The sequence below is a fragment of the Pseudomonas sp. 5Vm1k genome (genome assembly GCF_056161485.1).
Window position 1 is genome coordinate 34,502 of record NZ_JBSPCZ010000026.1, and the last position, 24,231, is coordinate 58,732.

General features: G+C 59.0%; 22 protein-coding genes. 7 read left to right on the plus strand and 15 right to left on the minus strand.

Annotated elements, in window-relative coordinates; translation table 11 throughout:
- Window positions 1-214: 214 nt before the first annotated feature.
- Complete coding sequence (locus tag ACWIKB_RS30800; protein WP_475271236.1) at window positions 215-1,663, plus strand: catalase; 1,449 nt, start codon at window positions 215-217, stop codon at window positions 1,661-1,663.
- Window positions 1,664-1,818: 155 nt separating this feature from the next.
- Window positions 1,819-2,283 (plus strand): bacterioferritin, encoded by a 465-nt coding sequence (gene bfr / locus ACWIKB_RS30805; RefSeq protein ID WP_007933692.1) that lies wholly within the window; start codon window positions 1,819-1,821, stop codon window positions 2,281-2,283.
- Window positions 2,284-2,358: 75 nt separating this feature from the next.
- Here the strand turns inward: bfr and uvrA are convergent, their stop codons facing one another.
- Complete coding sequence (uvrA, locus tag ACWIKB_RS30810) at window positions 2,359-5,193, minus strand: excinuclease ABC subunit UvrA (protein ID WP_123509954.1); 2,835 nt, start codon at window positions 5,191-5,193, stop codon at window positions 2,359-2,361.
- A gap of 191 nt (window positions 5,194-5,384) precedes the next feature.
- On the opposite strand from uvrA, the gene ACWIKB_RS30815 reads away from it, so the two are divergent.
- A complete protein-coding gene (locus ACWIKB_RS30815; RefSeq protein ID WP_054052253.1) occupies window positions 5,385-6,782 on the plus strand; it encodes an MFS transporter in 1,398 nt (465 codons plus the stop codon).
- A gap of 9 nt (window positions 6,783-6,791) precedes the next feature.
- Complete coding sequence (locus ACWIKB_RS30820) at window positions 6,792-7,319, plus strand: single-stranded DNA-binding protein (RefSeq protein ID WP_010467282.1); 528 nt, start codon at window positions 6,792-6,794, stop codon at window positions 7,317-7,319.
- A gap of 75 nt (window positions 7,320-7,394) precedes the next feature.
- Here the strand turns inward: ACWIKB_RS30820 and ACWIKB_RS30825 are convergent, their stop codons facing one another.
- The 10 genes from ACWIKB_RS30825 to ACWIKB_RS30870 form a co-directional block, all read right to left on the minus strand.
- Window positions 7,395-9,599, minus strand: coding sequence for an OsmC domain/YcaO domain-containing protein (locus ACWIKB_RS30825; RefSeq protein ID WP_475271237.1), 2,205 nt, complete (start codon window positions 9,597-9,599; stop codon window positions 7,395-7,397).
- A gap of 148 nt (window positions 9,600-9,747) precedes the next feature.
- Window positions 9,748-10,905 carry a glutathionylspermidine synthase family protein gene (locus tag ACWIKB_RS30830; protein ID WP_475271238.1) on the minus strand — a complete coding sequence of 386 codons (1,158 nt, stop codon included), beginning with the start codon at window positions 10,903-10,905 and terminating at the stop codon, window positions 9,748-9,750.
- A 12-nt stretch (window positions 10,906-10,917) separates the two neighbouring features.
- Entirely contained in the window at window positions 10,918-11,646 is a 729-nt protein-coding gene (locus ACWIKB_RS30835; protein WP_475271239.1) for a DUF1190 domain-containing protein, read from the minus strand.
- Between the two features lie 19 nt (window positions 11,647-11,665).
- Window positions 11,666-12,094, minus strand: coding sequence for a DUF350 domain-containing protein (locus ACWIKB_RS30840; protein WP_475271240.1), 429 nt, complete (start codon window positions 12,092-12,094; stop codon window positions 11,666-11,668).
- A 14-nt stretch (window positions 12,095-12,108) separates the two neighbouring features.
- Window positions 12,109-12,783, minus strand: coding sequence for a DUF2491 family protein (locus tag ACWIKB_RS30845; RefSeq protein WP_475271241.1), 675 nt, complete (start codon window positions 12,781-12,783; stop codon window positions 12,109-12,111).
- The gene (locus ACWIKB_RS30850; protein WP_475271242.1) at window positions 12,770-13,804 is read right to left on the minus strand and encodes an ion channel; all 1,035 of its coding nucleotides are present in this window, start codon (window positions 13,802-13,804) and stop codon (window positions 12,770-12,772) included. Before ACWIKB_RS30850 ends, ACWIKB_RS30845 begins: the two co-directional genes overlap by 14 nt.
- A 60-nt stretch (window positions 13,805-13,864) precedes the next feature.
- Window positions 13,865-14,428, minus strand: a complete 564-nt coding sequence (locus tag ACWIKB_RS30855) for a rhomboid family intramembrane serine protease (RefSeq protein ID WP_475271243.1) — start codon at window positions 14,426-14,428, stop codon at window positions 13,865-13,867.
- Between the two features lie 176 nt (window positions 14,429-14,604).
- Entirely contained in the window at window positions 14,605-15,303 is a 699-nt protein-coding gene (locus ACWIKB_RS30860; RefSeq protein ID WP_475271244.1) for a PspA/IM30 family protein, read from the minus strand.
- 24 nt (window positions 15,304-15,327) lie between these two features.
- Window positions 15,328-15,909: a YjfI family protein gene (locus ACWIKB_RS30865; RefSeq protein WP_475271245.1), complete on the minus strand. Its 582-nt coding sequence runs from the start codon at window positions 15,907-15,909 to the stop codon at window positions 15,328-15,330.
- 269 nt (window positions 15,910-16,178) lie between these two features.
- A complete protein-coding gene (locus ACWIKB_RS30870; RefSeq protein ID WP_475271246.1) occupies window positions 16,179-16,727 on the minus strand; it encodes a cysteine hydrolase family protein in 549 nt (182 codons plus the stop codon).
- Window positions 16,728-16,828: 101 nt separating this feature from the next.
- On the opposite strand from ACWIKB_RS30870, the gene ACWIKB_RS30875 reads away from it, so the two are divergent.
- The 3 genes from ACWIKB_RS30875 to ACWIKB_RS30885 all read left to right on the plus strand — a co-directional run bounded on the left by ACWIKB_RS30875 (window position 16,829) and on the right by ACWIKB_RS30885 (window position 19,984).
- Entirely contained in the window at window positions 16,829-17,824 is a 996-nt protein-coding gene (locus ACWIKB_RS30875; protein ID WP_475271247.1) for a GlxA family transcriptional regulator, read from the plus strand.
- 302 nt (window positions 17,825-18,126) lie between these two features.
- A complete protein-coding gene (locus ACWIKB_RS30880; protein ID WP_475271248.1) occupies window positions 18,127-19,236 on the plus strand; it encodes a DUF3182 family protein in 1,110 nt (369 codons plus the stop codon).
- Window positions 19,226-19,984 carry an alpha/beta hydrolase family protein gene (locus ACWIKB_RS30885; RefSeq protein ID WP_475271249.1) on the plus strand — a complete coding sequence of 253 codons (759 nt, stop codon included), beginning with the start codon at window positions 19,226-19,228 and terminating at the stop codon, window positions 19,982-19,984. The genes ACWIKB_RS30880 and ACWIKB_RS30885 overlap by 11 nt, the downstream gene beginning before the upstream one ends.
- A gap of 99 nt (window positions 19,985-20,083) precedes the next feature.
- On the opposite strand, the gene ACWIKB_RS30890 is transcribed toward ACWIKB_RS30885, so the two are convergent.
- The 4 genes from ACWIKB_RS30890 to ACWIKB_RS30905 are packed head-to-tail and all read right to left on the minus strand — an operon-like array spanning window position 20,084 to window position 24,084.
- Window positions 20,084-21,088, minus strand: coding sequence for a lysylphosphatidylglycerol synthase domain-containing protein (locus ACWIKB_RS30890; protein WP_475271250.1), 1,005 nt, complete (start codon window positions 21,086-21,088; stop codon window positions 20,084-20,086).
- Complete coding sequence (clsB, locus tag ACWIKB_RS30895) at window positions 21,075-22,367, minus strand: cardiolipin synthase ClsB (RefSeq protein WP_475271251.1); 1,293 nt, start codon at window positions 22,365-22,367, stop codon at window positions 21,075-21,077. The genes ACWIKB_RS30890 and clsB overlap by 14 nt, the downstream gene beginning before the upstream one ends.
- The gene (locus tag ACWIKB_RS30900; RefSeq protein ID WP_475271252.1) at window positions 22,364-23,161 is read right to left on the minus strand and encodes an endonuclease/exonuclease/phosphatase family protein; all 798 of its coding nucleotides are present in this window, start codon (window positions 23,159-23,161) and stop codon (window positions 22,364-22,366) included. The genes clsB and ACWIKB_RS30900 overlap by 4 nt, the downstream gene beginning before the upstream one ends.
- The gene (locus tag ACWIKB_RS30905) at window positions 23,158-24,084 is read right to left on the minus strand and encodes a DUF72 domain-containing protein (RefSeq protein WP_475271253.1); all 927 of its coding nucleotides are present in this window, start codon (window positions 24,082-24,084) and stop codon (window positions 23,158-23,160) included. Before ACWIKB_RS30905 ends, ACWIKB_RS30900 begins: the two co-directional genes overlap by 4 nt.
- Between the last annotated feature and the right edge of the window lie 147 nt (window positions 24,085-24,231).

The following is a 24,231-nucleotide window of genomic DNA, read 5'->3' on the forward strand; positions in this document are numbered from 1 at the left end:
CCTAGTGCCCGGTTTTTTGTGCCTGTAAGAAACGCGCGGTTTATACAAGCTTCCCTGCGGTTGCTGCCGTCATGATGCGAACGGGATTCGCTGGTAGTATTTTTCTATTGATCTCTGCAAATTAATGAATTTGTAGCCTTCCTGATCAATGGTCAATACTCCGTCCCAAGCCGATTAGCCGGCAGTTCCAAAACTGACAGAGGAAGAAGATCGCATGAGCCAAAACAAAACGCTTACGACCGCCAGTGGCGCTCCTGTCGCCGACAACCAGAATTCCCGCTCCGCCGGTCCTCGTGGTCCGCTGCTGCTCGACGATTTTCACCTGATCGAGAAGCTTGCCCACTTCAACCGTGAAAACATCCCTGAGCGTCGCGTACACGCCAAAGGCTCGGGTGCTTACGGCACGTTCACCGTTACCCGTGACATCACTGAATACACCAGCGCCAGGCTGTTCGAGTCCGTTGGCAAACAAACCCCAACCTTCCTGCGGTTTTCCACTGTAGGTGGCGAGCGCGGTTCGGCTGATACCGAACGCGACCCACGCGGCTTCGCTCTCAAGTTCTACACCGAAGAAGGCAACTGGGACATCGTTGGCAACAACACACCGGTGTTCTTCATCCGCGACCCACTGAAATTTCCTGATTTCATCCACACCCAAAAACGCTTGCCGCAAAGCAACCTGAAAAGCGCACAGATGATGTGGGACTTCTGGTCGCACTCTCCTGAGGCGCTACACCAGGTCACCATCCTGTTCTCGGATCGAGGCATCCCTGACGGCTACCGTCACATGCACGGCTTCGGCAGCCACACCTACAGTCTGATCAGCGCCAAGGGTGAGCGTCACTGGGTGAAATGGCACTACAAGACCAAGCAAGGGATCAAGAACCTTGCTCCGGCAGAGGCTGCGCGCCTGGCCGGCACGGATCCGGATTACGCTCAGCGGGATCTGTTTGGCGCGATCGAGCGCGGTGACTTCCCGAAATGGCGCGTGTGCATCCAAATCATGACCGAGGCCCAGGCTGCGGCGCACTACGAAAACCCGTTCGACGTGACCAAGACCTGGTCGCAGAAAGAGTTCCCGCTGATCGAAGTGGGCGAATTGGAGCTCAACCGCAATCCGCAGAACTACTTTGCTGAAGTGGAGCAGGCGGCATTCGGTCCGAGCAACATGGTTCCGGGTGTTGGCCTGTCGCCGGATCGCATGCTGCAAGGACGTGTGTTCGCCTATGCCGACGCCCACCGCTACCGTGTCGGCACCAACCACCAGCAACTGCCGGTGAATGCTCCACGGAACCAGGTCAACAGCTATCAGCGCGACGGTTCCATGGCATTCGGCAGCAACGGTGGTGCAGCGCCAAACTACGAGCCGAACAGCTACGTAGAGTCGCCAAAGCAAGCGCCTCGTTACGCCGAGCCTGCGTTGGCCCTGAGTGGTGCGGCTGATCGTTACGATCACCGCGAAGATACTGATTACTACAGCCACGCCGGTGCACTGTTCCGCCTGATGAATGATGAGCAGAAAACCCTGCTGATCAACAACATTGCCGGCGCAATGGCTGGAGTTTCCGGTGATGTTGTAGATCGTCAGTTGCAGCACTTCTACAAAGCTGACCCGGCGTACGGAGAAGCAATCGCAAAGGCGTTGGGCGTACAGCTTAACTAAGTCTAAACGAGAAGCAGAACCGCCCTCATTTGGGCGGTTTTTGCGTTATTTAAACCACTTTTCTCAGAATATCTTCGCTTTTATCGCGCATTCGGCGTGACCAAACAGTCTCCTTGGTTCAAACTACAGACTTTCAAGCAGGGAGATGTAGGGCGATGCAAGGCCACCCAGACGTAATCGATTACCTCAACACGTTGCTGACCGGCGAACTGGCGGCGCGTGATCAATATTTCATCCATTCGCGGATGTACGAGGACTGGGGTTTCACCGAGCTCTACGAACGTATCAACCACGAGATGGAAGAAGAAGCGCAGCACGCTGACGCTTTGATGCGTCGCATCCTGATGCTCGAAGGCACGCCTCGCATGCGTCCGGACGACCTGGATGTGGGCACCACAGTGCCTGACATGCTCGCTGCCGACCTGCGACTGGAATACAAAGTCCGAGCCGCACTCTGCAAAGGCATTGAGCTCTGCGAGCTGCACAAGGACTACGTAAGCCGCGAGATCCTGCGCATCCAGCTGAACGACACCGAAGAAGATCACACCTACTGGCTCGAGAAGCAGTTGGGTCTGATCAAGTTGATCGGTCTGGAGAATTACCTGCAATCGCAGTTCTGATTCCCGGAAAAAACCCCGGACACAAAAAAGCCCCTGTCACTGATGAAGTGACAGGGGCTTTTTCATGTGCCTGAATCAGGCCTTGTCGCGAGCCAGCAGCGGCTTGAGGTAGAAGCCGGTGTGCGACTGCTTCATCTCCGACACTTCTTCAGGCGTACCGACGGCAATGATCTGCCCACCTTTGGAACCGCCTTCCGGCCCCAGGTCCACCAGCCAGTCAGCGGTCTTGATCACGTCCAGGTTGTGCTCGATCACCACCACGGTGTTGCCGTGGTCGCGCAGACGATGCAGCACATCGAGCAATTGCTGGATATCCGCGAAGTGCAGACCGGTGGTCGGCTCATCGAGGATGTACAGGGTCTTGCCGGTATCGCGCTTGGACAGCTCGCGGGACAGTTTGACCCGCTGCGCTTCACCACCGGACAGCGTCGTCGCGGATTGGCCAAGCTTGATGTACGACAGGCCGACGTCCATCAGCGTCTGAAGCTTGCGCGCCAGGGCCGGAACGGCGTCGAAGAACACCCGTGCTTCCTCGATAGTCATCTCGAGGGTTTCGTGGATATTCTTGCCCTTGTACTTGATCTCCAGGGTTTCGCGGTTGTAGCGCTTGCTCTTGCAGACATCACACGGGACATAGATGTCCGGCAGGAAGTGCATTTCCACCTTGATCAGGCCATCGCCCTGACAGGCCTCGCAACGTCCACCCTTCACGTTGAAGGAAAAACGCCCCGGGCCGTAACCACGGGAACGGGACTCAGGCACGCCGGCGAACAGTTCGCGAATCGGCGTAAACAGTCCGGTGTACGTCGCCGGGTTGGAACGCGGCGTCCGACCGATCGGGCTCTGATCGATGTCCACAACCTTGTCCAGGTGCTCCAGGCCCTTGATGCTGTCGTGAGCGGCAGCTTCAAGGGTCGTCGCACCATTGAGTGCCGTGGCGCTCAAGGGGAACAAGGTGTTGTTGATCAGCGTCGATTTGCCTGAGCCGGATACACCGGTCACGCAGGTCAGCAGACCCAGCGGAATTTCCAGGTCGACATTGCGCAGATTGTTGCCGCGAGCGCCCTTGAGCGACAGGGTCATCTTTTTGTTGCGCGGCGTCCGTTTGGCCGGCACGGCAATCTTCACGCGGCCCGACAGGTACTTGCCGGTCAGCGAGTCCGGGTGAGCCATGACTTCGGCTGGCGTACCTTCGGCGACAATATGTCCACCGTGTACGCCAGCACCAGGGCCGATGTCGACCACGTAGTCCGCCAGACGAATCGCATCTTCGTCGTGCTCGACCACAATCACCGTGTTGCCGATGTCGCGCAGGTGCTTGAGGGTGCCGAGCAAGCGGTCGTTGTCCCGCTGGTGCAGACCAATCGACGGTTCATCGAGGATGTACAAAACCCCCACCAGACCAGCACCAATCTGACTGGCCAGGCGAATACGCTGGGCCTCGCCGCCGGACAAGGTGTCGGCACTGCGATCCAGCGACAGATAATCAAGACCAACGTTAACCAGGAACTGCAGACGCTCGCGGATTTCCTTGAGAATCTTGTCGGCAATTTCGCCGCGACGGCCCGTCAGCTTCAGCACGCCGAAATATTCACAAGCATCGCCAATCGGCAGATTGGTCACCGCCGGCAAAGTCTTCTCGCCCACCCAGACGTGCCGCGCTTCGCGACGCAAACGCGTGCCACGGCAGTCCGGACAAGGCTGGGTACTGAGGAACTTGGCCAGCTCTTCACGTACCGAGGCGGACTCGGTTTCGCGGTAGCGGCGTTCCAGGTTCGGCACGATGCCTTCGAACGGGTGCGAACGTTTTACGATGTCGCCACGGTCGTTCAGGTACTTGAAGTCGACGTTCTGCGAACCGCTGCCGTGCAGGATGAATTTCTGCTGATCGGCCGGCAGATCGTTGAACGGCACTTCCAGGCTGAACTTGTAGTGGGACGCCAGCGACCCGAGCATCTGGAAGTAATAAACGTTTCGCCTGTCCCAGCCGCGTATCGCGCCTTCGGCCAGAGTCAGTTCGCCGTTCACCAATCGCTTGATGTCGAAGAACTGTTTAACCCCCAGGCCATCGCACGTCGGGCAGGCGCCGGCCGGGTTGTTGAAGGAGAACAGCTTGGGTTCCAGCTCGCTGATCGCGTGGCCGCAGATCGGGCAGGCGAAGCGGGCGGAGAAGATGATCTCTTCGCCAGGCTCGTCGTCCATCGGCGCCACCAGGGCAATACCGTCGGCCAATTTCAGCGCGGTCTCGAAGGATTCGGCGAGGCGCTGTTGCAGATCGGCGCGGACCTTGAAACGGTCGACCACCACATCAATCGAATGCTTCTTCTGTTTATCCAGCTTCGGCAACTCGTCCAGCTCACAAAGCCGGCCGTTGACCCGCGCACGCACAAATCCCTGGGCGCGCAGTTCTTCGAAGACCGACAGATGTTCGCCTTTGCGCTCGCGAATCACCGGGGCCAGCAGCATCAGTTTGCTGCCTTCCGGTTGCGCGAGGACCAGGTCGACCATCTGGCTGACGGTCTGGGCTTCCAGCGGAATATCGTGATCCGGGCAGCGCGGAATACCGACGCGGGCGTAGAGCAGGCGCAGGTAGTCGTAGATTTCGGTGATGGTGCCGACGGTCGAACGCGGGTTATGCGAGGTCGACTTCTGCTCGATGGAAATCGCTGGCGACAGGCCTTCGATGGTGTCGACGTCAGGCTTTTCCATCATCGACAGGAACTGCCGGGCGTAGGCCGACAGCGATTCGACATAGCGGCGCTGGCCTTCGGCGTACAGCGTGTCGAAGGCCAGGGAAGACTTGCCGGATCCGGACAGGCCGGTGATGACGATCAGTTTGTCCCGTGGCAGGGTCAGGTCGATGTTCTTCAGGTTGTGGGTTCGGGCCCCACGAATCAGGATCTTGTCCAAAGTGGCCTCGCTCGGCGGGCGTCGAAAACGTAGGAGTATACGGCCAAATACTGGATGGATGCACACTATCAAATGCAGGGTACGCAGGCTTACATGAAGACTGCGTCATCTATGCGCGTCATAGCGTCGCGATATACCCCGTCAATCGATGGGACTGGTAGAATCGCCGCCGGTTCACATGAGGTTTTTCCATGCACGATCCCCACAGCGAACGCATGAGTGGCAGTGAGACCCGCGCAGCAAGCGGTCTGGCCCTGGTGTTCGCCTTCCGTATGCTTGGCATGTTCATGGTGTTGCCGGTACTGGCGACCTATGGGATGGATCTGGCGGGAGCGACCCCGGCCCTTATCGGGTTGGCGATTGGCGCTTACGGCCTGACCCAGGCGCTTTTCCAGATTCCGTTCGGGATCATTTCCGACCGTATTGGCCGACGTCCGGTGATTTACCTGGGGCTGATCGTCTTTGCCCTCGGCAGCGTGCTGGCGGCCAACGCCGATTCGATCTGGGGCGTTATCGCCGGACGCGTCCTGCAAGGCGCCGGCGCGATTTCCGCGGCGGTCATGGCCTTGCTGTCAGACTTGACCCGCGAACAGCACCGGACCAAAGCCATGGCCATGATCGGCATGACGATCGGTCTGTCGTTCGCCGTCGCCATGGTGGTAGGGCCGTTGCTGACCCGCGCCTTTGGCCTGTCCGGCTTGTTCCTCGCCACGGGTGGCATGGCGCTGTTCGGCATCGTCATCGTGATGTTCATGGTGCCGAAGTCCACAGGACCATTGCAGCACCGCGAATCCGGCGTCGCACGCCAGGCGTTGCTGCCGACACTCAAGCACCCAGACCTGCTGCGTCTAGACCTGGGCATTTTTGTGTTACATGCGATGTTGATGTCGAGCTTCGTTGCATTGCCTCTGGCCTTGGTCGAAAAAGCCGGGCTACCCAAAGAGCAGCACTGGTGGGTCTACCTGACCGCGCTGCTGATCTCCTTCTTCGCCATGATTCCGTTCATCATTTACGGCGAGAAGAAACGCAAAATGAAACGAGTTTTATTGGGCGCCGTCGCGACGCTGATGCTCACTGAGCTATTCTTCTGGCAGTTCGGCGACAGCTTGCGAGCCCTGGTGATCGGCACGGTGGTGTTTTTTACCGCGTTCAATCTGCTGGAAGCTTCCTTGCCATCGCTGATCAGCAAGGTTTCACCGGCGGGCGGCAAAGGCACTGCGATGGGGGTTTATTCCACCAGCCAGTTCCTCGGCTCGGCGCTCGGTGGCATCCTCGGCGGCTGGCTTTTCCAGCATGGCGGTTTGTCGGTTGTGTTCCTTGGATGCGCCGGCCTGGCTGCACTTTGGCTAGCCTTTGCTGTTACCATGCGCGAACCTCCCTACGTGACGAGCCTGCGCTTGCCGTTGTCGGCCGAGGCGATCCGCGAAGCGGGTCTGGTCGAGCGCCTGAAGGCCGTCGTAGGGGTAACAGATGCAGTGATCGTCGCAGACGAAGCGGCGATTTACATCAAATTGGACACAGAACTATTGGATCGCACCACCCTCGAGCGCCTGGTGAACAACCCGCCCGAGGCAGCGTGCGTAGCCTAGGAGAACGTTATGGCCCGTGGGGTTAACAAAGTCATATTGGTCGGTACTTGCGGCCAGGATCCCGAAGTTCGCTACTTGCCTAACGGTAACGCCGTGACCAACCTGAGTCTGGCGACCAGCGAACAATGGACCGACAAGCAAACCGGTCAGAAGGTCGAGAAGACCGAATGGCACCGTGTATCGATGTTCGGCAAGGTTGCCGAAATCGCCGGCGAATACCTGCGTAAGGGTTCGCAGGTCTACATCGAAGGCAAGCTGCAAACCCGCGAGTGGGAAAAAGACGGTATCAAGCGTTACACCACCGAAATCGTGGTCGACATGCAAGGCACCATGCAACTGCTCGGCGGCCGTCCACAACAGGGCGACCAACAAGGCGGGGGCAATAACTACCAGCAGTCCGCTCCAGCCCCACGCCAACAGGCTCCGCGTCCGCAGCAGTCGGCACCGCAGCAGTCGCGTCAGGCTCCGCCTCCACAGCAGGCAGCGCCGCAACCGGCTCCGGATTTCGACAGCTTTGATGACGATATCCCGTTCTAGATCAATAGCTTTTTCAGAACCGTAAACAAAAAAAGCGAAGCCACTCATCTGGCTTCGCTTTTTTGTTGGCGTCGTTTAACGGGTTAAAGCGGTCACATTGGCCCGGGCCGAGTGCAGTTTCTTGTAGCTCTCGATCAACCGCAGGTGCCGGTCGAGCCCTTCCAATTTCATGCTGGTTGGCGCCAAGCCATGGAAGCGTACGCTGCCGTCCACCGAGCCGATCGCTGCATCCGTGCGCTCGCTGCCAAACATCCGGCGGAAATTGGCTTCGTAGTCTTCCAGCTCCAGGTCTTCGTCCAGCTTCATCTCCAGCACCACATTGACCGCTTGGTAGAACAAGCCGCGCTCAACCGTGTTGTCGTTGTACTGCAGGAACATTTCCACCGCTTCTTTCGCCTCTTCATATTGCTGCAAGGCGAGATAAATCAGCAGTTTCAACTCCAGGATCGTCAGCTGACCCCACGCCGTGTTGTCATCAAATTCGATGCCGATCAACGAGGTGATGTCGGTGTAGTCGTCCAGCTCACTTTCCACCAGACGCTCAACCAGCGCTTGCAGTTCGTCGTCGTCCAGGCGATGCAGGTTCAGGATGTCGGCGCGGAAGAACAGCGCTTTGTTGGTGTTATCCCAGATCAGATCGTCGGCGGGATAGATTTCCGAATAGTCCGGCACCAGGATGCGGCAGGCCTTCGCGCCGATATGCTCGTAGACCGCCATGTACACTTCTTTGCCCATGTCTTTGAGAATGCCGAACAAGGTTGCAGCTTCCTCGGCATTCGAGTTTTCACCCTGGCCGGAGAAGTCCCACTCCACAAATTCGTAATCGGATTTGGAGCTGAAGAAGCGCCACGACACCACGCCGCTGGAGTCGATGAAGTGCTCGACGAAGTTATTCGGCTCGGTCACCGCATGGCCTTCAAACGTCGGTTGCGGCAAGTCGTTGAGGCCTTCGAAGCTGCGGCCCTGCAACAATTCGGTGAGGCTGCGTTCCAGCGCCACTTCCAGGCTCGGGTGCGCGCCGAACGAGGCGAACACACCGCCGGTACGCGGGTTCATCAACGTAACGCACATCACCGGGAACTCACCACCCAGGGACGCATCCTTCACCAACACCGGGAACCCTTGTTCTTCCAGCGCCTGAATACCGGCCAGTATCCCGGGATACTTCGCCAGCACGTCGGCCGGCACGTCCGGCAGTGCAAATTCGCCTTCGATGATTTCGCGTTTTACCGCACGCTCGAATATCTCCGACAGGCACTGCACCTGGGCTTCGGCCAGCGTGTTACCGGCACTCATGCCGTTACTCAGGAACAGGTTTTCGATCAGGTTGGACGGGAAATACACGACTTCGCCGTCCGACTGACGCACGAACGGCAGCGAGCAGATGCCGCGTTCTTCATTACCCGAGTTGGTGTCGATCAGGTGGGAGCCACGCAGCTCGCCTTCGCGGTTGTAAATCTTCAGGCAGTACTCGTCGAGGATTTCGCTCGGCAGTGCATCTTTACGGCCAGGCTTGAACCAGCGTTCGTCCGGGTAGTGCACAAACGGCGCATTGGCGATGTCTTCGCCCCAGAACTGGTCGTTGTAGAAGAAGTTGCAGTTCAGACGCTCGATAAACTCGCCCAGCGCCGACGCCAATGCGCCTTCCTTGGTCGCGCCTTTGCCGTTGGTGAAACACATCGGCGAGTGCGCGTCGCGGATGTGCAGCGACCATACGTTGGGCACGATATTGCGCCACGAAGCGATTTCAATCTTCATGCCCAGGTCCGCCAGAATGGCTGACATGTTGGCGATGGTTTGCTCCAGCGGCAGGTCCTTGCCGGCAATAAAGGTGCTCGCCTCTGAACTGGACGTCGGCATCAACAACGCCTGGGCGTCGGCGTCGAGGTTTTCCACTTCTTCGATGACAAACTCAGGACCGGCTTGCACCACTTTTTTCACGGTGCAGCGGTCGATGGAACGCAGGATGCCCTGGCGATCCTTGTCGGAGATATCCGCAGGCAGTTCGACCTGAATCTTGAAAATCTGGTTGTAGCGGTTTTCCGGATCAACAATGTTGTTCTGCGACAGGCGGATGTTCTCGGTGGGAATACTGCGAGTGTCGCAGTACAGCTTCACGAAATACGCCGCGCACAAAGCTGATGAAGCCAGGAAGTAATCGAACGGGCCCGGTGCCGAGCCATCGCCCTTGTAGCGGATAGGTTGATCGGCCACCACCGTGAAGTCATCGAACTTTGCTTCAAGCCGAAGGTTGTCGAGAAAGTTGACCTTGATTTCCATGGGGGGATTACCAGAATAACGGGATAGACGAATTGGCCGCCATTATCCGGCTTTTCAGTCGTAAGTCTCGTCCTGTGCCTGGTTTGTCCCTGTTTCACCCTAAAGCCCGATGCGCGGCATCGGGACTTTTTTGTGGACGATGGTTCGATCAATCAAGAATCAGGTGCGGCAGAAACCGGCTCGAATCCTTGGTGATCAGGCTGTTGTCTTCGCGCACGCCGATGCCGGCCGCCTGGTCGCCAATCACCCACGAACCCACTAGCGTGAAGCTGTCGCCAAATTGCGGCAGAGGGGCAAACTCCTGAAGGATAAACGGCGCATCCGTGTAGGGGCCGTCCTCTTTCACGATCAGACCGTCGGCAGTTTGCAACTCGATGTTGGCGCCTTCCCGGGAGAAGTAGGGCTTGCGCACCCAGCCTTTCGGCACCGCTTTGTTCGGGTCGGTATCCACGTGCGCCGCGAGCAGGTTCGGGTGACCTTTGTTAAATTCCCACAGCAACGGCAGGATGCCTTTGTTGGAGATGATCGATTTCCAGGCCGGCTCAAAAAACTGCGTGTCGCTCTGGGCGATTGCAGCGCCAAACGGCTCGTGGAAGATGAACTCCCAGGCATGCAGCTTGAACAGGTGCGCAATCCAGCGATCTTCGAGGTCGACGAAGCGTCCGTCAGCGGTGAGGCCAATGTCTTCGAGGTCGATGTGGCGGGATTCGATACCGACTTTTTCCGCGATCAGACGCAGGTAGTCGGTGGTGCCTTTGTCTTCGACCGAGCCTTTCATCGACGCAAAATAGAACGGCTGCTTGAGCTGCAGTTGCGCAAAGGCCTGATGCAGTTTGGTATCGATGCTATTGAACTGGTCCGCATGTTTGGGCAGCAGACCGCGTTCGATGCATTGTTCCAGCCAGCCCCACTGAAACGCCGCTGCTTCATACAGACTGGTCGGCGTGTCGTAGTTGAGTTCCAGCAATTTGGCCGGCCCGGTGCCGTTGTAAGAGAAGTCCATGCGTCCGTACAGGTGCGGATGGCCTTCGAGCCATGAAGTGCGAACCAGATCGAAGAACGGCGCGGGAATACTCAGGCGCTCCAGCAATTCCTCGCTCTGCACCACGCGGGCCACCAGGTCCATGCACATGTGATGCAGCTCGGTGGTCGGGTCTTCCAGATCGTTTTCGATCTGCTTGAGCGTGAACTGGTAATACGCGCTCTCGTCCCAATAGGGTTCGTCGTCGATGGTGTGGAACAGAAAGCCGAGACTTTCGGCAGTCTGTTTCCAGTCATGACGCTCAGCGCAGAGGATTTTCTTCATGGCTCTGTTTCCTCAGCTGCTCGAACCACCAGAACTTTTGCCCGAGCCACCCCAGCCACTGCGTGCACTGGCCTGGCTGCCGAAACCGCCGCGAGAGGTGGACGATGCTACGGATACCGGCTTGCTGCGGGTGATGGTGTCGGTGTAACTGCTGCTACTGCCGTAGCGCGCTTGATTGGACCTGTTGAAGGTCGAACCTGACGATACCCGCTGGCTGAGCGTTGAGTTCGAATAGCTGCCGCGATCGTCGCGGTAGCGGTAGACCGGCTCGGAGTAGTAGCTGTTGCGGTTGCTGCTGAGCATGTTACCGATCAACAGTCCCGTCAGCAGGCTGCTGCCGGAGAAACCCGACCCCGCAGCAGCCGCTTCCGACGCGGGCAATGTGGACTTGGCGGCGTCTACTTCGGATTGCGTCACTTCGCCATCGGCACTCAGTTCGAAACCGCCGAGCTTGGGGATGAATTTGCCGGCGGAATCCTGCTGGCACCAGTCGGCAACAAAGTCGGCGTCGCAATCGGCCTTGTTGTCGTACACCGGCGCAATGCTTCGATGCTGGGCCATGGCCTTCATGTAGGCGTCAGAACAGATGTCGACCGGAAGCTTTTCATCGGCGCACTGCTGAACGGACTGGAAGTTGTACTTCTTGTGTATCTCGTAGGTTTTTTCCGTCGGCCCGCAGCCTGAGATCGCCATGGCGACCGACGCGGCCAGGGAGAGCTGAACGTACTTGCTTCGTTTCATCACAATCTCCGTGTCGCGATCAGTTCTGGGAAGGGGTCATGCACGCGGCGTTGAGCATGCCGACGCTGATGGCCACGGCTGCCACATAAATGCCGGCAGCGATTTCACCATTGCGGATGCGCTCGGAAGTGCCCTTGAGCACCAGACTGGTCATCAGGAAGGCCAGCAGTTGAACGAAGGCTGCGATCACGGCCCAGACCACGAAGTCGAGGATGCTGATCGAATAGGCAATCACGTTGCTCGCTGGAATGGCGAAGCCGATGATCGCGCCACCCAGGGCAATCGCGGCAGCCACGTTGCCGGAGCGGATCAGTTCGAACTCTTTGTGCGGTGTGATGCGGGTGTAGACGAACTGGAACAGCGCGAACAGCACGGCTGCGCCGAGAATGTACAAAACAAAACCAAGCACGGCGGCCTTGTTCAGGGAGATGGAGAGCGCTTCAAGCATGGGGATCTTCCTTTTTAAAGAGTGTTCAGGTCAGTTGTGTACAGCGAAATACCCAGCGAAGTGCTCAAGCTGATGGTGCCTTCTGCGTCCTCCTCCACGGAAAACAGCAACAACTCGCGTCGATCGGTCAGGCCGGTATCGCGTGCGTACAGCATCGAACGGTGCTCGATGGTGTAGGACTCGTCCGGATTGCTCACGCGCTCGCTGAGGGGCACCAATTCCGTTTGTCCGTTCTCGGTGCCCCATTCACGGGTGTATTCGACGCCGTTGTGGGTGTAGGTCGGCAGTCCGATCAGGCTTTGCGGGCCGGCCAGTCGACGCAGTTCCGCTTCACTGTTGATGGTCACGTAACTGAGGTAGTTGAACAGGATTACCGACTCGACCTGCCCGGCGATGTCGCCGGTGGTGTGCACTTGCAGCCAGTAGTCTTCGTCGTTCATGTAGTAGCGCGACAGCCAGGTCGACTGCCCGAGATCGGCATGGCCGACGCTCCAGATCTGCTGGGAGCCCGGGATGGTCACGGTAGTTTTTTCGTCGAGCAACAATCTCAGGGACGTATCGAACATCACACCCTTGCCCTGCGCCAGGCCCAGAGGGCCGATGGCTGGCGGCGTGTCATGGGCTGTCGACTTTGAGTTCGAATTCGCGGCCGGGGCCTCAAGCCCCATCAACTGTTTAAACCATCCCATTGGAGATTTCCTTGAGGCGAGTGGAGGCGATGTAGAAGAGTTCACCGCCCTCAATGCGCGTGGCGTTGGGCGGATTGATCGAAGGTTGTTGCGCGCCTTTGGCGCGATAACCAATGAGGGTCGCGTTGTGGCGCTCTTTCATCTGCGCGTACAGCTCGCCGAATGTTGCCACATAAGCTTCGGGCAATTTCATCAGGTATTGAGTGGCGCCTTGGCCGACGCACAGCAACTCACTGATGACCACGGACGAACCTGGATCCTGGGATGCGCGCACCAGCATCTCGATGGCCATGCTTGAGGTGCATTCCAGGCTAGGCGCGTAGGAGCTGGCGAGCGCGGCGATTTCACTTTCATTGAAGTGGGCGACCACATGCCCGATCGGGCTCAGTTGATTGACCGCCAGCACGGTGGCCAGGGTCAAGTCGTCGGAGTGAGTACGCACCAGCACGCGTTCGGCCCCGGGCACGCCGGCGCGCACCAACAGCGCGCCGGAGGACAGGCTTTCGCCTTTGATAAAAGCCGCTTTGCCCGGCATGGGGTTTTCTTCAAGGTCGCAATCGCAGATGACGATCAGGTTGTCGTTGGAGGTTTCGTCCTCCAGCAACAGCTCAATAACCCGCTCGCTGGACGCGCCTGCCCAGCCGATGAGCACCGTATGGCCGGTCTTGCCGGTGAAATCGCCTTTGCCCTTCATGCCTTTTCTCCATACATCGATGACGCTGCTGGTGGTTTTGCCAATGGCAGCCGTCAGCAGTGCAATGCCGCCGAGCATGACCCAGGTGGCCACGAAAACGCGCCCGGCCGAAGTCTGCGGCGCGAGATCGCCGTAGCCGACAGTGAGCGTGGTGGTGAGATAGAAATAGGTAAACGTGGCGGGGGCGGTGAGGTGTTGTTCGCCCAGAAGCACCAGGCCGAGATACGCCGTGCTCAGGTGAATGCCCAAGGCAATCGCCAGTCCCGCCCAGCCGAAACGGTGGAAGAAGGTCGAGGCGTACACGCGTAACAAAAGAAAAATCGACATGACGTCCCTGACTCCATGGGATGGCTCGTTCCAGGTAATGCTCTAGGCCCGAATTTGCATTTACCGGGCGGCATTAAACCTGTTGCGCGGCGCCGAGAGAAGTACCTTGGCTGCAATAAATCCGGCGAAAGCCCCGGCGATATGGCCCTCGAAGGAAATCCCCTGGCGTGGCAGAAAGCCAAAGACCAAGCCGCCATACAGCAGGGCGACGACAATGGCCGTGATCAGGTTGCCCCAACTGTGCTGGAACCAGGCGCGCGACAGGATGTACGCCCACAGCCCGAACACCCAGCCGCTGGCACCGATGTGCACGCCGGAAAAGCCGAACAGCCAGACCAGCAAACCGCCCAGGCCGATGATGATCGCACTGACGGCGATGAAGCGATTGAGTCCGTCGACGATGACCAGGGTGCCGAGAATCAAGAAGGGAATCAGGTTGGCGCTCAGGTGCGCGAAAGACGCGTGGAGAAAAGGCGAGGTGAGGATGCCGGGCAGTCCGTAGAGGGTTCTCGGGACTAGGCCAAAGGCCAGAAGGCTGTAACCGGTGACGGCGTTGAGCACTTGTAGCGCGACCATGAAGATCGCCAGGCCGGCGATTGTCTTGAAACCCTTCAGGGCATCCATCCTTGACCTCGACTCGACAAAAAAGGGACGGCAACGAATTATCCAGGGGATACATGCATCCATGTGGGAGCGGGCGTGCTCGCGAAGGCGTCGTGTCAGGCAACATCAAGGCTGAATGACACACCGCATTCGCGAGCAAGCCCGCTCCCACAGGTTAGGTTATGCGCCCGACGCTGTTACTCAGCCGATTTTTGCTTCAGGCGTTCCAGGATCGCATTGGCGCTGCCCGAATCCGGAGTAATGCCGGCTTCGCGCAGTTTGCGTTCCAGGCCGGTGCCGGTCGACGCATCGGCCAGTTGGTCCTGGGCTTCCAGCTCGGCAGCGCGTTGCTGCTGTTTGGCTTGCAGGCGATTCAACGTACCGACGGCGGTTTCCAGCTTGCCGTTGGCGCCGCCACTGGCAATCGAAGCGCTGACCTGGGCTTTCTGCACGCTTTCGCGCGCCTTGGCCATGTCCACTTGCTGGCGCAGGCTCTTGATGCGGTTTTCAGCCTTGGTGATGTCTTTACGCATGTTGTCAGCGTAACCGCCGAATTCGGTGGCCTGCTTCTGCTCGACATCGAGTTCGTTGGTCAGGGTCGAAATGGCTTCGGCCACTTCCATCGCCAGGTCTTCGCGGTTGGCCTGGATCGCAGCCATGGCCTTGGTTTCCAGGTCTTTGATCTTGGCGTTGTACTCGGCCACGCGATCAGCCGACAGCTTGTGCTTGGCCATGATGGTGACCAGCTCACGCTTGGCGTTGGCCAGGGCGCTGTCGGCATCGCGGATTTCCTGGTCGAGGATACGCAGGGCTTGCTGGTCAACGATGGCTTCGCCGACTTCGCTGGCGCCGCCGCGCAGCGCGGTGAACAATTTGCTCCAAATGGACTGAGTCATTGGATATCCCCTATTCCTGAAAAATTAATGGAAGAACCGTTCAAAGGCTTCGCTGGCGCGCTGGACGTTGTCGACGAGGGTTTTGACCTCGGTCACAACGTTGGTCAGGCTGGAATCGGAGCTCAATGCGCCGAACATGTTGTAGACGACCTGTCCATTCGGCATCGACTCGATACCGATCGAGGACAGCGGGAACAGTTCACGGCTACGCAGTACGGCATCGTTAAAGGCCGGCACGTCCTTGATCGACTCGACGTCTACCAGCACGGTGTCGACGATGATCTGCTCGCCCACCACCGCAATGTAAATCGGCAAACCGCCGAAGTCGTTCATTTCCAGCTTGATGCTAGGCTCGGCGCCCTGAACGAGGGAAAGGGTGATGTCGTTGGAAACCACTTCATCCAGGGCCTGGAGGGCGCTGAAGAGGCGGTCGATGTTCCAGTTAGTACCTGCGCTCATGTAATTCTCCGACATGAATGAGCCAGCCAGGATCGGTTGGCGTAGCTGTTTCTCCATCTGCTTGAGCAGGCTTCGGTTTTCGGGAAGCACCCAAGTCTCGTGTTTCACATAACCGGCGGCACCCAGGCCCGCGCGCATCTGCTTCATGTAGAAGCTCGACGGTTTTTTCGCGGACGGTTTTGAGCGCTCTCCCTTGCGGCTCGCTGTATCGGTAACAGACTCGGCAGGCGGACCTGATGGAGAGCTACTTTTCATACTGGTGACTCCGTTGTGAAATCTCACGCGTGAGAAACACTACAGTGAATTTTTGCGCCTCTCAATAGCTCACGCGTGAGATTTTTTACGTACGGAAATACAAAGGCCCGCAGCGCGAGAACGCTGAGGGCCTTTTTGTTTATCCAGTTGTTTCGGTGGTGTCAGCTGGCGAGGAATTCTTCCGCCGACACCACGCTCGCATAAGCAAAAGCCAGGGATGCCATAAACGCTGCATGCACGTGAGCGGCCGGCACCGTCACACCGTTGAACTCCAGATCACGAGTGGCGCAGGCGTCGTGGATAACCGTCACGGTATAGCCAAGGTCGGCGGCGGCGCGGGTGATGCCATCGACGCACATGTGGCTCATGCTGCCGACGACCACCAGATTTTCGATGCCTTGCTCGTCGAGGATGGCTTCCAGTTCGGTTTCACGGAACGAGTTGACGAAATGCTTGAGCACCACCGGTTCGTCGGCGCGGTTGAGGACTTTGGGGTGCAGCTTCGCGCCTTCGGAACCTGGCGTGAAGAACGGTGCTGCGTCGGAGGTGAATTCGTGGCGGATATGCACCACCGGATCACCGGCCTCGCGAAAGGCATTGATCAGGCGCACGGCCTTGTCCGCCGCCGCGTCGGCGTCGACCAGCGGCCACTTGCCTTGGGGGAAGTAGTCGTTCTGGATATCGACTACGATGAGCGCTTGCTTGGCCATGAGTGTTTCCTCGAAGTGTGTGTGGGTGTGGAATGAAGTATTGGCGCTGGCCAGCCCGCCGAGGATTGGCCGCACCGACAATAGAAGGGGGAAAACTGACAATGGGCGTAGAAAGGGCAGTCGTCGAACTGGGCGTGTTGATCTATCCCGGCGCGCAGATGGCGGCGGTGCATGGGTTGACGGACCTGTTCGGGGTCGCCAACCGGATCGCCGCCGAGCATCAGGCGGCGCAATTGCCGTTGCTGCGGATCAGTCATTGGCGCGGTGAGGGCGATCAGGTGCCCGAGCGGGTGTATGACAGTCATCCCGGCCCGGACGGCGCCTTGGTGGCGGTGATGATCCCGCCGTCGATTGGCGGTTTTTCCGAAAGCCAGGCGCCCCAAGGCGTGATTCGCTGGATTCGTCAGCAACATGCCCAAGGCGCGACGCTGGGCGGCGTGTGCGTGGGTTCGATTCTGCTGGCCGAAAGCGGCCTGCTCGACGGTCGCAGCGCCACCACCCACTGGACCTCGGCCAAAACCTTTGCCGAACGTTACCCGGCGATCAAACTCAAGGCTGACACGCCCATCGTCGATGATGGCGACCTGATCACCACGGCCGGGCTGATGGCTTGGTCCGAGCTGGGTTTGCGCATGGTCGACCGTTTGCTCGGGCCGAGCATCGCCAGCGGCACCGCGCGGTTTCTGGTGGTCGAGCACAGCGACAGCGCGAGCCAGTGCGGCAGCAACTTTGCGCCGATTCTCAGCCATGGCGATGCGTCGATTCTCAAGGTCCAGCATTGGCTGCAAAGTACCGGGGCGACCGATGTGTCGCTGACCTCAATGGCCGAGCGGGCCGGGCTGGAAGAACGCACTTTCCTGCGCCGATTCCGCGCGGCAACCGGGCTCAAACCCACCGAGTATTGCCAGCACCTGCGGGTCGGCAAGGCCCGGGAAATGCTCGAGTTCACCAACGGCACCATCGACCACATCGCCTGGACCGTGGGCTATCAGGACCCGAGCGCGTTTCGCGCCACGTTCAAGAAAATCACCGGGTTGGCGCCGAGTGATTATCGGGCGCGGTTTGGAGTGACACCGCCCGTAAGCGTGGCTCGCTAATCCGCTTCACCGCAGATCAAACTGTGGGAGCGGGCTTGCTCGCGAATGCGGTGTATCAGAGACATAGATGCTGGCTGAAACACCGCCTTCGCGAGCAAGCCCGCTCCCACATTGGATTTGTGCAAGATTCGGATCGTGCAAAATGCTCTAGTCTTGAAGTAAGTCGTGCAGAATCAAACAGGCCTTGCGCCATCATCGTTTGAGCAACCGCCTGATCTGAAAGCCATTTCTCTTCAGCCTCCGTTGGCCTGATCTCTGCACCCCTCAAGCTACATTCATCAGCGCAGATTGAAGGGGGACGCATGACCCCAACAAATCGCAAAAAACTGGTCGTCGCCCATTCCGTGCGGCCCGAAGCCCCGCTGCACGAAGTCGAAACCAATCGTGCGCTGGCCCGTTGGCTGGCGCAGATCCTCGGGCTCAAATACGGCGGCAGCTACGATCCCGAATTGCACAGCGGGCGTGATCTGTATCTGTTGCCGACCCAGACGTTAGTCGGCGCTGCCGCTGCGCTTCAGTTTGGCGTCAAGGGACCGGAAGATTTGTGGGGCGGCTATGTCGACCACGACTTTATCTGCACCAAAGCCATCAGCCACGGTTTGCTCAATCGCTTTGCGCATGCCCCGGAAGGCTGGTCACCGCTGTTTTGCGAACGGGTGCGCACGGTCGTGCTAGATGGCCTCAGCGTATTTTCTCTGGAAGATGCCCGGCCAGCGGCGGAGCACTTGCTGTACAGCGGTCCGATCCGCCTCAAACCGATTCACGCCTGCGCTGGACGTGGTCAAGAGGTGATCAAAAGCCTCGACCAGTTCGACGCCATCCTCGCCCGGCCCGACGCCGGGCAACTGTTTACCGAAGGGGTGGTGCTGGAACAGGACCTCGATCAAGTGATTACCCACAGCGTCGGCCAGACGTTCATCGGCGACACGGTGCTGAGTTACTGCGGTGATCAATACTTGACCGAAGACGGCCAGGGCGAGCAGGTATATGGCGGTTCCAATCTGTTGGTCGTGCAGGGTTACTACGAGGATCTGCTGGAACTGGAACTCCCTGAAGATGTGCGCCTGGCGATCCGGCAAGCCCAGGTGTTCGACAGTGCCGCCGATGAAGCCTATCCCGGTTTCTACGCCTCGCGGCGCAATTACGACATCGCCCAGGGTCTGGACAGCCACGGCAAACAGCGCAGTGGCGTACTCGAACAATCCTGGCGCATGGGCGGTGCCAGCAGTGCCGAAATCGCGGCGTTGCAAAGCTTCATCAACGATCCAGGGATGCGCGCGATTTGCGTGTCTTCGGTCGAAACCTACATCGATCAGCCACTGCCGGCGGACGCCATAGAGGTGTATCGCGGCCCGGCGGAAAACAGCGACTTTCTTCTCAAGTACGTAACGGTCAAATCCTATGACGGCTAGAAGCGAAACCATCGAAATCGACATCGACGGCGAACAGATGACCGGGCATTTTCTCAGCCCTAAATCGAAAGTCCCGGGCGTGCTGTTTGTGCACGGCTGGGGCGGCAGTCAGGAACGGGATCTGGAACGAGCCAAAGGCATCGCCGGTTTGGGCTGTGTCTGTCTGACCTTCGACCTGCGCGGTCACACGGGTGGCTCCGGCATCGCGTTATCGAAAGTGACCCGTGAAGACAACCTGCGTGACCTGCTCGCGGCCTACGACCGCTTGCTCGCCCACCCGGCCCTCGACACCTCGGCGATCGCCGTGGTCGGCACCAGTTATGGTGGTTACCTGGCGGCGATCCTCACGTCATTGCGCCCGGTGCGTTGGCTGGCGCTGCGGGTGCCAGCGCTGTATCGCGACGAGCTATGGCACACGCCCAAACGCGACCTGGATAAGGTGGATTTGCTTGATTACCGCAGCACGTTGGTGCACGCCGACAACAACCGGGCGCTGCATGCCTGCGCGGCGTTCACCGGGGATGTGTTGTTGGTGGAGTCCGAGACGGACGACCACATTCCCCATGCGACCATCATGAGTTACCGGGCGGCGTGCCAGCAGACCCATTCGCTGACCCACCGCATCATCGACGGCGCCGACCACGCCCTGAGCGACCCCGTTGCACAACAGGCCTATACCTCGATCCTCGTGGACTGGATCACGGAAATGGTGGTGGGGGAGCGGTTGAGCATTATTCAATCATCGTGATTGCAGCAAGATCAAAAGATCGCAGCCTTCGGCAGCTCCTCCATTGAAATGCGTTCACCTGTAGGAGCTGCCGAAGGCTGCGATCTTTTGATTTTGCTTTTAATCCCGAGGTTTTTTGGCAATCCGCAACGACTTGGCCTTGGCCTCCACCAACAGATACATCACCAACGCAATCAACAACGGCAAGATGAAATAAATCGCCCGATAGGCCAGCAACCCCGCCACCAGACTGCCCCGCGACGCTTCATGTTGCAGCAGCGCCACGAATACCGCCTCCAGCACCCCAAGCCCCGCCGGAATGTGCGTAATGACCCCGGCAATCGCGCTGATCAGCAACACCCCCAGCACCAACGGATAATCCAGTTTGCTCGGCAGCAGGGTGAAAATCACCGCCGCCATCAACGACCAGTTCAACGCCCCGAGCGCCAGTTGCAGCAGCGCCATGCGCAGTGATGGCAAGTCGATTTCCACCCCGCGAATCGCCCACTCTCGACGCTTGGAAAACCGACACGCCGCCAGATACCCCGCGCTGATCACCAGCAGCAACACCCCGACGCCTTGCAACGCATCGCTGCTCAGCTTCCACCCCGGTGGCATTCTCACCAAGCCGCTGCTGAAGATCGCGCCAGCGATCACCATGTAACCAAACCAGTTTGTCGCCAGGCTCAGCCCGAGGATTTTCGCGATGTTGCCTTTACTCACGCCCAGCCGCGAATACAGTCGATAACGCATGGCGATGCCGCCGACCCACGCGCTCAGGTTGAGGTTGAAGGCGTAGCTGATGATCCCCACCGGCAGGATCTGTTTCCAGGTCAGGTCCTGGCGGATGTAAGTGCGGCCGATCAAATCGAAGCTGGCGTACACCAGGAAGCTCACCAGCGTCAGCCCCGAAGCGATGATCAGTGTGCGCACCTTGAAGTCGGCCAGGGTGTCGAACACTTCGTTCCATTCAATGCGCTGGGCCAGCATCGTGAACAGTACGATCAGTGCCAGGAAAAACAGCATCGTCAGCGGCTTTTTCCAGCGGCTCCAACGTGCTTTTTTTACTGGGGCAGGGCTCGGGCTGTCGGTGTGGGTTACCGAGTGCGCTTCAGAGCGGCTCATGATTGTCGCTCCCGGCCGGATGGATGAAGGGTTTCAACCGCGGTTTATGCGCCGGCAGCCATCCAGCCCACGCCGGGAAGTGCCGCAGGAAGTGGAACACCAGAAAGCCCACGGTCATGTGCCAGACCCGCCCGCGCGGAGCCTTGTCCGGCGACATGACTTTGCAATGGTTAGTGCTCAGGTCTTCAAGGCGCTCAAACAATTGGCGGTTGAAGGTTCGGTCGCGGATCAACACATTGGCTTCCAGGTTCATCGACAGGCTCAGCGGGTCGAGGTTGCTCGAACCGACGGTGCTCCAGTCTTCATCCACCAGCGCGACTTTGCCGTGCAGCGGTCGCTCGCAATATTCGTGAATCTGTACGCCGGACTTGAGCAGATAGTCGTAGGTCATCCGCGCGGCCAGTTTGGCCACCAGCATGTCCGGCTGACCTTGCAGGATCAGCCGCACATCAACCCCACGGCGAGCAGCGTTACGAATCTCGCGCAGCAGGCGAAAACCGGGGAAAAAGTAGGCGTTGGCAATAACGACGCGGCGCTGGGCGCTGCGCAGCACCTGCCGGTAAACCTCTTCGATGTCGGTGCGATGGTCGCCGTTGTCACGGAACACTAACCGGACCTGGCCATCGTGGTCGCTGAATGCCAGTTCCGAACGTCGTTGGCGGCGGCGTTGCCACCAATACTTGGCCCTGGCCGGACGACCGCTTTGCAGCAGGGCGAAGTGATGAATGTCCGCCACCGCCGGCCCTTGCACTTCCACGGAATAATCCTGCTTGGCCTCGGGGCCGAAATCGGCCAGGTGGTCAGCGGAAAAGTTGATCCCACCGAGAAACGCAATCGTGCCATCGACCACCACAATCTTGCGGTGCAGGCGGCGGAACCAGTTGGTGCGTATCCCCAAATGCTTTGGCGCCGGATCGAACATTTGAATGTGCACGCCGGCCGCATTCAACGCCGCGAGATAGGCGGTACTCAGCTCTCCGCAACCAAAACCGTCGAGGCTGGCGGTAACGCGCACGCCCCTTTGCGCGGCTTCGATAAGCACTTGCTGCAGCTCATTGCCGACTTTGTCTTCGAAGACAATGAAGGTTTCCAGGAGGATTTCAGTCTTGGCCTCGCGCATGGCCTCGAATACCCGCGGGAAATACGCTTCACCGTTTTCCAGCAACTCGATCCGGTTGTTGCCTTGCCAGGCATATTCGACGTCAACCGGCGCCGGCTCGACCATAGATGGCGCGGGAATCTCTTCCACGGTGGCTTTCTCCATCGAGGGATTGTTCATAGCTCGATCTCCACCGAAAGCGGTGCGTGGTCGGAAAGGTGAGACCAGGGCCGCGCCGCCAACACTTGCGGATGGCTGGCCTTGAGGTTGCGCACGTAGATACGGTCCAGGCGCAACGCTGGCATTCGTGCCGGAAAACTGCGCGCGGGTTTGCCGTGGTGTTCGGTGAAGACTTCGCGCAAGCCACAGGGTTTGAGCAGCGCATCGGCCCGCTGGCGCCAATCGTTGAAGTCACCGGCGACGATCACCGGCGCATCGTCGGGCAGCTCTTCGAGGCGTCGGGCCAACAGCTTCAGTTGTGCTGTGCGGTGAGCTTCATGCAGCCCGAGGTGGACGCAAATCGCGTGCACTTCCCGGCCGTCACCTGGCAATCGCAGCACGCAATGCAAGAGGCCACGGTTCTCGTGGCCGCTGATCGACACGTCGAGGTTGTCGTGGCGGATGATCTGGAATTTCGAGAGCAACGCATTGCCGTGATCCCCCGCCGGGTACACCGCGTTGCGGCCATAGGCGAACTGCGGCCACAGGGTGTCGGCGAGGAATTCGTATTGCGGCATCGTCGGCCAGTTGCTGTAGCGCTGGGGATGCTGCTCGTGGGTGCCGTGGACTTCCTGCAAAAACACCACGTCGGCGGACACGCTGCGCACCGCTTCGCGCAATTCGGGCAGGATGAAGCGTCGGTTGAGCGCGGTGAAACCCTTGTGGGTGTTGACCGTCAGCACGGTAAAGCGGCGCACGGCAGTGATAATGGTTTGTTGCTCGTCGGTGCTGCCGACCGGTTCGGAAATGCTCATGGCAGCACTCCTTCGGCGGCGGGCTCGCCGGGGCGGGTGGCGAGGTCGTTGTCGAGATGGAACCGCTCCAGCAGGCTGCGGGCGTCGAAGGGCGCACGGACCTTGATGTCGTTATCGAAATAGCAGAACACTTCCCGTGATTTGCGCACCTTGGGTTTTTGTCGCGGTGCGATCAGCTGTGGGTCTGATGGTTGCCCGCCGTGATTCCACGCTTCGATCCGATCGCCCCAGCGTTCCAGCGCCTCGGGCGTGTAGCCGCTGGCGTAGAGTTCCTCGGCACCGTGCAGGCGCAGGTAGACAAAATCACTAGTGAGGTCTTCGCGATACGGCCATTTGCCGGCGGTATCGGCAATCACCAGGGCGGTGTTGTAGCGTCGCAGCAAACGGGTGAAGGCAGGGTCGACAAAACTGTCGTGGCGAATTTCCACGGCGTGGCGCAGCGGTTTTTTGCCGTGGGCCTTCAGGCTCGCGTGGCCATTTACATGGGCATCGTGCTGGCGGGCGAGGGCGGCGGCTTGTTCGGTGTTGTGCGGCAGTTGTTCGAGGAAGTGTTCAAACAATTCGGCGTCGAATTTGAAGCTGGGGGGAAATTGCCAGAGGATCGGGCCGAGTTTTTCCTGGAGCTCCAGCACCCCCGAGGCGAAGAAATTCGCCAAGGGTTTATGGATGTCCCGCAGGCGCTTGATATGGGTGATGAAACGCGGGGCCTTGACGCTGAAGACGAAGCCCCGTGGGGTTTCTTCGTACCACTGCAGATAGCGTTCAGGCCGTTGCAGGGCGTAGAACGATCCATTGATTTCAATGCTGTTGACCGCCCGCGAGGCAAATTGCAATTCGCGCTTGTGGGTCAGCCCCTTCGGGTAAAACCCCCCGCGCCACGGTGTATAGCGCCAGCCGGAAATACCGATATGAATCGCCGCCATGTGTCCTCCCCGTAGAATGCCCTCCGTCTTTTGATGACTGTCGGGCAAACGAGAAAGTTTCCATGGAGCTACGGACGGTAAATTTTCTCAAAGACACCACAAATCAACTGTGGGAGCGGGCTTGCTCGCGAAAGCGGTGTGTCAGTC